The following is a 12,638-nucleotide window of genomic DNA, read 5'->3' on the forward strand; positions in this document are numbered from 1 at the left end:
CGTCCCTCCTATAGTTCGCTGATCCGATACTCCGCGTTTTCGAGCCATTCCGGCCGCACCGTCACGCCCCAGCCCGGATCGTCCGGGATTGCCACCTTGCCGTCACGCACCTCAAAGCCTGCGGTGAACAGATCTTCCGTCCAGGCATCCGATTCCACCGTAAATTCCATAAAGCGGCCGGCGTTCGGTATGGCGGCGACCATGTGCATCGTAAACACGGTCACCATGGACAAGTTGGCGGCATGAGGCGTGCACGTCATGCCGGCCTCCTGCGCCATGCGGGCAACCTCGAGCGCCCGGCTCAGCCCGCCGATGTAACAAATATCCGGCTGGACGATATCGACGGCATGCATCGAAATCATCCGATGAAACTGGGCCAGGTCGGTGTCCTGCTCGCCGCCGGTCACTGCAACGTCCAGCGCGTCGGTCACCTGCTTCGTCCATTCCAGCCAAGGATAAGGGCAGGGCTCCTCGTAATGGACGACGCCGTACTGCTCCAGCATCCGGCCGACCTCGATGGCGCGCGAAGGCGTAAAGCCGCTGTTCGCGTCGACGTACAGCAGCGTTTCATCGCCGAGCGCCCTGCGTACCGCCGGCACGATCTGCTCCGTTCTGCCCGGGTACACGTCCACGTCGCCTCCGAAGTTGTTGCCGATCCGAAACTTGAAGGCGCGGAAGCCGTGTTTTTCCTGCAGCCGCTTCAGCCTCTCCGCCTCCTTCTCCGGACTGATATCCCGCTTCATGCTGGAGCCGTATACCTCGATAGGACGGCGCTCCCCTCCGAGCAGCTCGCAAACGCTTTTACCCAGGCGCTTTCCCTTCAAATCCCACAGCGCCGTATCGAGTCCTCCAACGGCCCTGCATACGTAGGAGCCGGGAAATTTATGTTCGGCGGTGACGATGGCCTCCGCCAGCTCGGCGATCCGGTCCGCATCCTTGCCAAGCGCATGATGGGCGATCTGCTGATGAAGCACAAGCGCGGAAATGTTGGCGTGGTAAGGGGCGATTTGGCCGATGCCCTCCAGTCCGTCGTCCGTTTTCACGCGGACTATGCATAAATTGCGTGTGCTGAACGATTCGATGCTTTTTAATTTCATTGAAGACACCTCCGTTAACGGTCGTAGGCAGCCATATCAACAATCAAACCTTCCTCATTCGTACGATCAGCGCATCCTTCGCGGGTACCCTGACCGTCAGGCCGTTTTCGGACAGCACCGGAGCCGAGTCCCCCCAATGAACCCCGTCCGGCCGAGGGTCCCCCCATTCCGCCGAAAGCTGCACATCCGCGACGACTTCCTCCCTTCCGGGGTTCAGTACCCAAAGATACAGGCATCCATCCGGACGTTCGCTTAACCGGGCCGTCAAACGGCGGTCGGACACGTGAACGTGCGGCGATATCCCCGCCCAAGCGGCGGCTTCCGCAAAAAATCGGCGGCCTGCTTCGTCTTGCCCCCGGTAGTATCCCTCGGAAGGAAACGTGCCGATCAGCAGCGTTTTCCCCCGGCCATAATCATGCTCGACAACCGCCGGGAGTCCGCCCTCATAGGTCCCTTTCACCGTACCGCCGGCCAAGCTGTAAGACTGCATATATAAGCCCCCGCGAACGGTCAGACCGTCATATTCGAAGGTCAGATTTTCGAGGATGTCCGGCATAAATTCGACTCGGTCCTGCAACGCACCGAATAATTCCTCCAAGCCCTGATTCGGCTGTACGGTCCCCACCTTGCCCCGGTCCCCGAAATAGGCCGGGCAGCCTTCGCTGATCAGTACGCCCCCGCGCACCACCCAGCGCTTAATCGCCTCGGCATGCTTAAAAAGACACATGATCGGGTAAGGCCAATATAACGTGCGGTAACGATCGATGTGGTCGATATGCACCCAATCCGCTTGGATATTGTTATCGAAAAAACCTTGATACGCCCCCCACATGGAGTGGCTGTAAAACGGCCCGCGCGCTTCCCGGTTCAGCAAAAGATCGAACGTTTGCGTTTCCGGCGTAACGAGAATGCCGATGTCCCCCTGCACCGGCGCCGCTTCGAACAGTTCCCTCTGCTTGGGGGCGTTAGCCCAATTAGCGATAGCACTGGCCATCGCCGAGCGTTCGGTGCGCGAGCCGTCCATCGCGTAAGCGCCGAACGCGCCGAACAGCGGTCCGTCGAGCAGCGGCCGCCACCGTGGAAACAGCAGCCCTCTCGCACCTCCGGCAAACGAGGTCATCTGCCAGATGCGGATGTCCTCCGGCTCCGTCACCCGGCCGTCCTCACGGGGACGTCCGAGTACCTGCGGCTGCAGCCAAAGGGGACCGCCCTGGGCCTCGGCGTGCCAGAACGGCTTGCCGCCGGCAGCGGCCCGCGTCAGGTCGACCGCATGCCATTGCTTCCACGCTTCGCTTCCTTTGCGGGAGGCGACCCAGGTGAAGCCGTATACCTCGACCTTGGAGGCGGCAAGCCAATCGTCCGCCCCCATTAGGGCCATCGCATTTATGCTGCCGGCAATGCCGTGGGCGGTCATCCGGTTTTTCCGGTCGAGGCTGCGGATCAGGTCGATTCTCCACTGCATTTGCTCGTAGAAGTTGATCTTCCTGAAATCGAGCCAATCGATACACTCCGGGTAAGGCTCAAGCTGAACGGGAGGCTCGACCTGATCCCAGCTGGAGTAGCTGTACCTGTGCCAGGCGAGGCCGAGCTCCTTTAAACCTCCGTATTTGTCCCGCAGCCACCTGCGGAATTTCTTCTTCGTATGCTCGCAGTAGCATACGTGCGGGGAATAGTTGCATTCGTTCCACACGTCGTACCCGGCCATGGCCGGGTGGTCTCTATATCGAAGCACGAGTTCCTTCAAAAATCGTCCGGCCAGTTCCATCGCATCGGGGCAGTCCAGGCACAGAACGCCGGAGGAGCCCTCGCCAAAGCCGCCGGTGGCGCTGCTGACGCCCATCCTCGTCCTCACCTTCGTACCGTCCGCGCGCACCTGAACCGCATGAGGATGCGCTGCCGCGACCCACTCGGGAACGGAGGTGATCATCTCCGCAATAATCGTCTTCATCCCCTGCGCCGCCGCCAATTCCATCTGCCGGTCATAATCTTGCCAGTCGTAAACGCCGGGAGCCGTTTCAATTGCCCCCCACATGAACCAATGGCGAAACAGGTTCATGCCGTCCTCCTTGGCTACCGCATAGTCGCTTTCCCAATCCTCGCGCGGAGGATTCGATTTGCGGAAATATACGGCGCCGTAGGGAACTTGCGGCATTTCGTTCCCCATCCTCGCTCACCTTCCCCTGTTAAGAAAGAGGCGGCTTGCCGTACAAGGCTTGCAGCATTAAAGCAGCCATGCCGGAAGCCGCTTTCCTGTTGTTAGCGGTTACAAATGTGATTGTATGTCCGGCTGCTGCGGCATGAAAGAGACAATTGTTCACTTCCGCCGCAATTCTCCGGCCGGTCAAATTTCTTCCGACGGAGTCAAGAAGTGTCCGATCCTAGCGGTGTTTCGATCTGAAGGCACTTGGCGACATCTTGGTCAAACGCTGGAAAATCCGGTTCAAATTGCGCTCCGAATAGCCTACAGCCGACGCAATATCGCTCACCGTCCGATCCGTTTCGGTCAGCAGCTTCTTGGCTGCCTCCACCTTGCATTCGACGACAAAGTCGAGAAAGTTCATGCCGGTCTCCTTTTTAAAAAGCCGGCTGAGATAGGACGGGCTCATCCCCACCATGTCCGCGCACTGCACCAGGGACACGTCGTCGCCTTCTCCGCAATGCGCCTTGATATGCCTGCAAACCTGCTGAATGACGGATTGCCCGGCCGTGCCTCGCTGGTTTTCCGCGAGCCAATTGTACAGAGGGAATAAGGTTTCCACAAACCAATCGTAAATTTCCGAAGAGGTCATCTTGCCCTTCAGCTGGCCGAACAAATTGTGCTCCAATATATCCAGCATGCTGCCGCCCTGCTTCTCCAAGGAGGCGATGGCTGCGGAAAGAAGCATGTGATAGCTTTGATAAACGAACACATACGACTCGGAGGCGCGCATGACGGCCGTGAATTCGGACAAGCAAGCGGCTGCTCCCTCCGCGTCTCCTTTTTCCAGAGCATCCAGCATGTTCATCTCGAGATGCCTCGGGTATCTCAGTGTCGCCTGCTTTCTCGCATGCTCCATGTCTTCAATAAACAACACATGATCCGTTTCCTTGTACATGCGATACTGCAGAGCCATGTCCGCCTCCTTGTAGGATACCGGCACATCGGCCGCGTGGGCGTAGAAACGTCCGATCCCTACGGATACGTCGATCGACAGAGCGTTTTTGAACGAGGCGCACACCGATTGGGCGTAGCGCTTTGTCTTCTGCAGCGCCTTGCCCTGCTCCTGATCCTGCCGGAATTGCAGCAGCGCTACTCCCCGTCCCCGATAGGGGATCACAAAGCCTTGCAGTTCCTCGTCCTGCTGCAAAATTTCCTGCATGACATTGGCGATAACAAAAGCAATGATCCCTTTTTCCTCCGGTAAAAATCGCTTATCTTTCTTGATATTTTCAGCCTCCACCACCAGAACCGCATTGGTGGAAGTCACGGAAATGCCATAGGTTCCGCAATCTTTAAGCAGCGCCTCTTGTCTGACATAGTCTCCGTCGAGCAGCTGCTGAATGCATTTTTCCCTGAGCGTAGGTTCGATTTTCTCCATATAGCCGCCTAGCTTCTCCGTTTCCCGATTGAGGAAGTCGAGGCATTCCTTAATATAATCGAATTCGTCCTCTTTGGAAGGGATTCTCCCGACGCTGAGCGCTCTGCTGTGCTTGATCAAACGCTCTATCGGGTTGTAAGCCTGTTTGGTGTTGAAATAGGTAAGGATGACGCCGACCAAAATAAAAATCAGTAAAATGAGCAGGGCGACTCCGCGTATCCAATTGAGCTGGCCCGCTACCAACTGATCGGAAACGACCGTAATGTAAGTGCGGCCGAACACATTTTTCATATAGAGGAACTGCGCCCCTTCTCCGTCGATCCCTTCGGCGAAAAAATGGTCCGAGCTTTTGTCCGACGTGCGAATTTGCTCGATCGCCGGCAGCCGGGCAAGCAGCGAGTTCATCTCTTCCCGGCTCCATTTCCCTGGGTCCGGGTGCTTCTGAACGTTGGCTATCATCAGATCCTGCCCTAACGGAAGCACGTAAGTATTGGCGCTCAGCATGTCCCCTATAACGGACATATCCATTTGAAACACCAGAACGCCCTCCGGCGTGCTGCTGCCGATGACGGGCAGCAGCCGGGCGAAGGTGATGAACCCTTCCTTTCCGCTGATCGGCAAATAAGCCCACTGCGAGAGACGGCCGTCGGCAAATAAACGGTCGATATCCGCCTTGTATTTGTAAGCCTCCTTGCTGACCGCGCCGTAACGGTTGGACAACACCAGATCCTCCACCGTATTGTAAAAGTAAATCTCGTCGATAAAGCTGTTGCTGTTTTTAAGCAGCGCAATCCGGTCCAAAAATTGCCGGTGCCAGTTCAAAGCGATGTCCGCCAGCTGTCGGTTGAAAAAGTCGGTAAGCTGGGGGTCTATGGCTAATTGCAGCGATACCTGCTCAATGGTCTGCATCACACGTTCCGTCCTATCCTTCAAAATCGTGAGGGAGGCTTCGCTTTCGTTCGTCATTTGCTGCTTCACCCGGTTCATGGAAAACTGATAGTACACCGCGCTCGCGAGAATGATCGGGATGCATACGGACATACAGCCAAGCCAGATCAGTTTGTGCAAATACTTCCCTTGTCTCAGCCGCTTGGAACACTGAGGACGCAGAATCGTCGATAGCCAATTAACCATAAGACCTCCCAAAACATCAAGCCGACCGACTCGGCTCGCTTATTATTTTCGGCTTGCGGCCCTTTCCTCCGGCGTCTCCCACATTTGGGCATATTCGCTTTTTTCCCACTCCTCCAGATTCATGAGCCCGAGTCCCATGCCGAATCCGGCTTCGCTGGTATAGGTGTTTACCATGAAAGCAAGCCATTTTCCGTCGGGACTGACGTTGGAATTGCTCGTTCTCCACGGTGCGCGGTCAAACACGCGGGTCATCCTCACGCGCCGGCCGGAGCCGTCCAGCTTCAGCTTCCATAAATCGATAGGTGGGTACTGGTTAACGAAATCGCAGGAGGACTCCAAACAAATATGCTCTCCGTCCGGGAAAATACCTTCGCACTCGTTATGCGTCAATTCTTCGTCAATGTAAGTGCGCACATCCAGCGTATTCAGGTTAATACCGCGTACGACCGTTTTCCAATTGTCGGGGGTCCGGAACGGACTTCCGATATATTCGGCCATGATCACTTCCGTATCGTTGTTCCTAAAGTCCTGCGGCTCGGGGTGCCGTCCCCTGACGTTGCGGTAGATGACGCGATCCTCACCCAGCTCGGGACCGTCCGGGCCGTACACGATTTCCGTCACGTGGCATTCGTAGTCCTGCGTCGTGCCGATCCTCGGATCATGGCCGCCATGCATGGAATAGGTGATGCGGTTCGCAACAGTCGATACGCCGGCACCTTCGGATATTCTCCGCCCGAGAGGCTTGGGAGGCCGGCTGGCGTCTTTATCCATCACCCACAGCTCCGATTCCAGATGGCGGCTTGTATGCCGGTCCTTAAACTCCTTAGGCCCGATAAGCAAATAATCGCCGTTTGCGAGGAACAGCACCCTAAGAAAAGAATGGTACCCCCCGTTGTTTTTCGTTAAATTGCGCACCTGTCTCGTTTCCAGGTCGATCTCGCATACGTCTCCATAGTTTTTATCGATAAAAGCGATGCGTTTGCCATCCGGCGACCAGTATGGCCGCTCGCCGTAATCCAGAAGCTTTTCATGGAACGGCGGCGGATTATCCAAAACATGGGGACCTGTAAACGGCTGATTATCCACTTTGTAAATCGGCATTGTAGTTACCTCCTAACCCAGTTCGGTTTTTGTCTTGTCGATTCCTTTGTCAAACTGTCACTAGTTTTGCCGAATGGAGCGGTTACTCCTGAAAAACGGGCATGTCGTAATCGTCGATGCGCGGCCGGCCGCCGGTCAGGTTAACGAGATGGATGAGTCTTATGCCTTCTTGCTTGCGCAAAGAGATGCTCAAGGTCGTAGGTGCAGCCGCCTCGAGAGCTCGCCACGCCTGTCGGAATCATTATTTATTGAAGTATTCCTTGTAGGCTTTGGCGAATTCCTGGTAGGCCTTCTTGAAATCCGGGTTGGCGTTCAGCTTGTCGACATAGGCCTTGTATTCGTCCATCGAAATTTGCCCGACGATCGCCTTCGTCACCATGGATTGCCATTCCTTTTCGAATTTCGGCCAAACATTGGTCCATGTATCGGACGAGATAATGCTGAAGATGTTCAGCTTGCCGACCTTCGTGAATACCTCGGTTTCCTTCAGCTTCGCATCGTTGTAAGCCTTCGGAGCGGCCGGGTTCAGCACCTTCATCTTGTTGTTGAAGGCAAGAGCAAACACCTGGTTCGCGTTCGTCGTCACCTGCTTCACGCCGAGATCGGTCAGCACCGGCTGACCGTCCACCAGCTTATGATGAACGCCCTCAATGCCGAAGTAGTTGAAATCGGTGTATTCCATCGTCGTCGTTTTTTCCATGTAGTCCAAAATTTGCCGCACCTTCGCTTCCGGCACTTTCTTCGAGATATACATCGCGCCGAAGAACGGAGTCGCGAGCTGGACACTGTACCCGCCCGGACCTTTCATCGGGGGCAATGTAATGACCTGGGCGTTCGGCTGCACCTTCTTAATGTCCTGTTCCCAGGTATAATCGCGCCAAATATTGCGAACATAGGAAGCCGCTTTGCCCGTCGCAAACAATTCCTCCGCCTGCGTCTTCTTAATCGCCGAAAATTCTTTGGCGAGCACACCGTCCGCATACAGCTTGCGAAGCCATGCCACCATCTCGGCGTATTGCGGAGTCATCGCTTCCTTCATGAGCCCGCCGTCTTTGTCGAAGATCGGATCTAACCCGCCGAATGCGGCCAGAAGCGAGCCGTCGCCGTCGGCCAGCAGGAAGCCGTGGCCGAGGAGGCCGATCGTATCTTTCTGGCCGTTGCCGTCCGGGTCGCCGTCGACGATCTTCTTCAGTGCGGCGGCATATTCGTCCATCGTTGTCGGGATCGGAATATTCAGTTTATCCAGCCAATCCTTGCGCATCTTGATGCCCAAGTCGATCAGCGGCCGGTTGCGGGGAATACCGTAAATTTTACCGTCCACCTTCATATAGTTCCATACGTTCGCTTCGCTGTTGTTTTTCAAATTCGGATATTTGCTGAAATCGCCGAGCAGCGGGCTTAAGTCCCAGAACGCTCCCTGCTTGATGGCATTCAGCAAGGTGGGCCGGGTGGCCGACTGGGCCACGATAATTTCCGGGAGATTGCCGGAAGCGAGCACCAGGTCGAACTTCGTATCGTAGTCTCCGGATGGTATCCACTCCACATCCAGCTTCGTATTCGTTCTCTTCTGCCACTCCGTCCAATATTCGTCGTTCATGTTGGGCACGTCAGCAAAAGACGGCACCATCATTTGAAGCTTCAACGGCTCGGCCGGCTTATTGTCTGCCGGTTTTGGAGCACTGTCATTCCCACCGGCCGGAGGCGCGCCTCCCCCCGAGCACCCTGCAAGCAAGCCGACGGCAAGAACGGAGGCCAGTACACTGTTCAAACGATTTTGAAAAGTTGACTTCATGTTAACCCTCCCTTGGGATCGTATAGTTATCCATAAAAGATAACGCTTTCATTTTAAAATGTCCCCCTGCGGCATGTAAGCGACAGTTCTTGATGGGCAGGCCATTTCGACGGTTTGAACAATTTTTGTCTTCCTGCATAGAAAATGTCCGCTGCCACTAAAGCGGAACACCTGGTGATAATGAATAGAAGGATGGAGTGCTGTTCGGCCTGTCGGAGGACTATCTGCGTCCGCATGGCGTTGTTCGCAGTAGCGGCATGAAAAAAGAAACCGCTCATAACGGAGCAGTTTCCAGACCATCAATCGCTTATTATTTACTGTTCTGAGCCTTGTAATTCTTTATATACTCTTCTTCAACTGCCTTGCCGCCCTGATCCATGTACTGTTGAACCAAAGATTTGTACAGGCCTTCCACTTCAGCCGGTTTAGCGACAATGAGTTTTGCAAGCATTTGTGCCGAAAGATTCTTAAGCGCTGCGTTGTTTTTGGCATCAGCCGCATTCGGTATTGAATAGAAGTAGGTAGTATAATAATCGACCATACTTACCTTCAAAGCATTCTCTACATCCTTTTCATAACCGGGATATCCCGCAGAAATTGCTGCATCATTCTTTTTTTGGTCACCAAGTTCGATTCCGTTTGAAAGGATATCATAGTCGAGGTTGTTGGCAACAGTCATCATCTTATCGCCTGAATTTGTCGTTCCTGTCTGTTTCGGAACCCCATTAACCATGTTGTAGTCCACACCCTCCTGACCGTTCTGGAGGAAGAGTGTTACCTTGGGGTCACACATCCAGTTGAGGTACTGTATAGCAAGGTCAACATTTTTACTTGTTTTAGGTATGATTATATACATACCATTTGGGCTGTACCCGTTCTTGGGATGTTTGCCCGCATCATTCTGCCATGGGTCGATCGGAATAAGCTGAGCACCAGGAACATTTTTGACAAGGTTGGCATAGGTGCCGGGAGCCGTTCTGTACGGACCATCCCAGTTCGTCTGGAATGCTCCGACTTTTCCGTTGGAAATATCTGCGTCGAGCAGTTTTCCGTCCTTGTCCGTTGCGAAATTCGGGCTAATCAAACCTGCATGATACATTTTGTTCATATATTGAACAGCTTTATCGAATCCCGGCATACTCCAGTTTGCCAACCAGATAGGTTGCGGCTGAAGTGTAGCAAACTGCTCTTCAGTAAGGTTAGATGGTTTAAAGGCTTCCGGTATATAGCCCAGCCCGGGATTTAAAGGCTGCAGGGAATAACCGTAAGGAATGACGCCGCTTACATTTCCAGGGTTCTTCTCTTTGAATTTAACCATGGTGTCATAGAACTGTTCCGGTGTGGTGGGAACAGGAAGACCCAGCTTATCGAGCCAGTCTTTACGGATAAACGTATTTGAACCTGCAAGAACAGTCCTCTTGCCCGGTACGGAATACTGCTTGCCGTTAAATTTACCGTACTTTAATACATCATCGCCAAGATACTTTGTAAGAGCAGGTCCATACTGCTTGAGAGCTGAATCGAGCTCCGCCAAGCCACCTTGCTGTACATAATTATAAACAACACCCTGGTTGTACGTGTAGGAAATGTCAGGTGCTTGGCCGGCTGCCATCAGTACGTTCAGCTTGTCTACTTCCTGGGCTCTAGGAACTGAAACAAATTTTACTGTGGCATTAAACTGCTTGCCAAAATTATCGTTGATATACTTTGTCCAGTAATTATCGTTCAAATCCGGCTGTCCGGGTTTGCCTCTGTCGAAAACTTCAACAGTTAATGTACGATGTTCTTTTGCAGCGCCTGCTGCAGCATTTTGTGCGCCGCTTGTGCTGCTTGTGCCGCCTGACGAATTACTCTGGCAGGCCGCCAAAGTAGACGCAATTAGCAGCGCTGCCAAAGAAACACGGATGGATCTTCTTGTCTCTGCCTTCAAAGAACCCAACTCCTCTTTTCAATTTAATATTATACAAATTCGCGAAATAGATGAATAATCCATTTCACAAACCCATATCAGCCTTTAACCGCACCGATCATAATGCCGGATACAAAGTATTTCTGGAGCCATGGGTATACCAGAAGAATCGGAACCGTACCAAACATAATACTTGCCGCTTTTAATGCCTCTGAAGGCAGATTTACATTGACATTCTCACCGGACATTTGCTGCGAAATATTGATAACGTTATACAGCTTAAGCTGTATCGTATAAAATTCCTGATCTGTGATGTAGAAAAGAGCATCCTGAAAATAATTCCACCGGAATACGGCGTATAGTAAACTGACTGTGGCAAGTGCCGGCTTGGAAAGAGGCAGCACAATTTTAAGCAGAATTTGCAGTTCGTTGCATCCGTCGAGGTGTGCAGCTTCTTCCAGGCTATCAGGCAAGCTCTGAAAGAACGATTTCAATATGATCATATAGTAAACGCTCATCATGCCCGGAAGAATCAATGCCAATGGCGTGTCAAGAAGGCTCAGATTCTTTACATTCAGATAGTCCGGGATCAACCCCCCGCTAAAATACATGGTAAACAGCATCATTAGCAGCAAAGCATTTCTGCCCTTGAGTCTTTTTTTAGTCAGCGGGTACGCCGCCAATATGGTAACGGTCAATGCAAGAAGCACAAATACACCCGTCAGAATTATCGTATAGAACAATGAGTACAGCATACCGGGATCCCCGAATACAACTTTGTAGGCCTCTATATTAAAGTCTATAGGATAGATCGTAACGGCCTGGGATATAATCGCCCTATTGGAGCTAAGTGATTGCGAAAGGATATAGAGGAAAGGAACCAGACATATAAAAACCGCAATTAAAATAACAAATGCTGCTGTATAGTCAACCGCTCTATTTTTTAAAGTTTGCGACATTGTCAGTACCTCCTTACCATATTCCGTCTTCGCCTAATCGACGAGTAAGAAAATTGGAGGTTACCAGGAATATTAGGCAAATAACAGACTGAAACAGGCCGACGGCTGCACCAACCGAAAAATTCGCAGATTGAATACCCACCCGATATACATAGGTGCTGATAACGTCGCCAAAATCCATGACAAGGTTGTTTTGAATGTTGAATGGGCGGTCGAAGTTAATAGCCATAATATTACCGAGCTGCAGGATCAGAAGGATCACAATGGTTGGTCTGATACCAGGCAGTGTAATATGCCATATTTTCCTGAATCTTCCCGCGCCATCTGCATCGGCAGCCTCATACAATTGCTTGTCAATTCCCGTCATAGCAGCAAGATACAAAATTGTCCCCCATCCTGCGTTCTGCCATACTCCAACTAAACAATAAGTTGCAACCCATGCATATTTGTTTGTGAGGAACGGTATCGGTTGCCCACCCATATGGCTAATTAAGGAGTTTAACATACCTGTGGGAGAAAGCAGCTGAGCAACAATTCCGCCGATAATAACCCAGGAAAGGAAATGCGGCAGATACAGTATGGTCTGGCTTGCCTTTTTGAACTTATTCCATGCCAGTTCATTTATTAAAATAGCCAAAATAATCGGCGCTGGAAATCCCACAAGCAAATCCAAACCGTTCAGCATCAAAGTGTTTCTAACAACCTGAAAAAATTGTGGCGATGAAAAAATTTGCTTGAATGTTTCAAAATTATTCCACGGACTCATGCTGACACCCTGGAAAATGTTGTAATCCTTAAAAGCAATCTGTATGCCATACATCGGTGCATATTTAAATGTCACTATGTAAGCAACAGGGACAAGCAGCATAAGGTAAAGCATATAATCAAATTTTAAATAGTAAAACAATCCTTTCTTTTTTTGCAGCGGTACTCCAACGCTATCCTTTTTATCCAGAGCAACACTACTATTCATTGCTTGCATAAACTACAACCTCCATTTTACTGGTTTCTCAGCTTGCTAAGAGCGTAAGTATCATAAACCCACTGTCTACCGGCACTGTGACAGCG

The 12,638-nt window shown here is 52.1% G+C and carries 8 protein-coding genes; all 8 read right to left on the reverse strand.

The window, feature by feature from the left end; translation table 11 throughout:
* Nucleotides 1-8 precede the first annotated feature (8 nt).
* The 8 genes from MYS68_RS18525 to MYS68_RS18560 all read right to left on the reverse strand — a co-directional run bounded on the left by MYS68_RS18525 (nt 9) and on the right by MYS68_RS18560 (nt 12,552).
* The gene (locus MYS68_RS18525; RefSeq protein ID WP_248927261.1) at nt 9-1,097 is read right to left on the reverse strand and encodes a mandelate racemase/muconate lactonizing enzyme family protein; all 1,089 of its coding nucleotides are present in this window, start codon (nt 1,095-1,097) and stop codon (nt 9-11) included.
* Nucleotides 1,098-1,140: 43 nt separating this feature from the next.
* A complete protein-coding gene (locus MYS68_RS18530; RefSeq protein WP_248927262.1) occupies nt 1,141-3,261 on the reverse strand; it encodes a beta-galactosidase in 2,121 nt (706 codons plus the stop codon).
* Between the two features lie 214 nt (nt 3,262-3,475).
* A complete protein-coding gene (locus MYS68_RS18535; protein ID WP_248927263.1) occupies nt 3,476-5,809 on the reverse strand; it encodes a helix-turn-helix domain-containing protein in 2,334 nt (777 codons plus the stop codon).
* A gap of 42 nt (nt 5,810-5,851) precedes the next feature.
* Complete coding sequence (locus tag MYS68_RS18540; protein WP_248927264.1) at nt 5,852-6,910, reverse strand: TolB-like translocation protein; 1,059 nt, start codon at nt 6,908-6,910, stop codon at nt 5,852-5,854.
* Between the two features lie 241 nt (nt 6,911-7,151).
* A complete protein-coding gene (locus MYS68_RS18545; RefSeq protein ID WP_248927265.1) occupies nt 7,152-8,702 on the reverse strand; it encodes an extracellular solute-binding protein in 1,551 nt (516 codons plus the stop codon).
* A 310-nt stretch (nt 8,703-9,012) separates the two neighbouring features.
* A complete protein-coding gene (locus MYS68_RS18550) occupies nt 9,013-10,632 on the reverse strand; it encodes an extracellular solute-binding protein (RefSeq protein ID WP_248927266.1) in 1,620 nt (539 codons plus the stop codon).
* A 77-nt stretch (nt 10,633-10,709) separates the two neighbouring features.
* Nucleotides 10,710-11,570, reverse strand: a complete 861-nt coding sequence (locus tag MYS68_RS18555) for a carbohydrate ABC transporter permease (RefSeq protein WP_248927267.1) — start codon at nt 11,568-11,570, stop codon at nt 10,710-10,712.
* A 13-nt stretch (nt 11,571-11,583) separates the two neighbouring features.
* A complete protein-coding gene (locus tag MYS68_RS18560) occupies nt 11,584-12,552 on the reverse strand; it encodes an ABC transporter permease (protein WP_248927268.1) in 969 nt (322 codons plus the stop codon).
* Between the last annotated feature and the right edge of the window lie 86 nt (nt 12,553-12,638).

This window comes from Paenibacillus hamazuiensis (assembly GCF_023276405.1).
In the GTDB taxonomy this organism is placed as follows: domain Bacteria; phylum Bacillota; class Bacilli; order Paenibacillales; family NBRC-103111; genus Paenibacillus_AF; species Paenibacillus_AF hamazuiensis.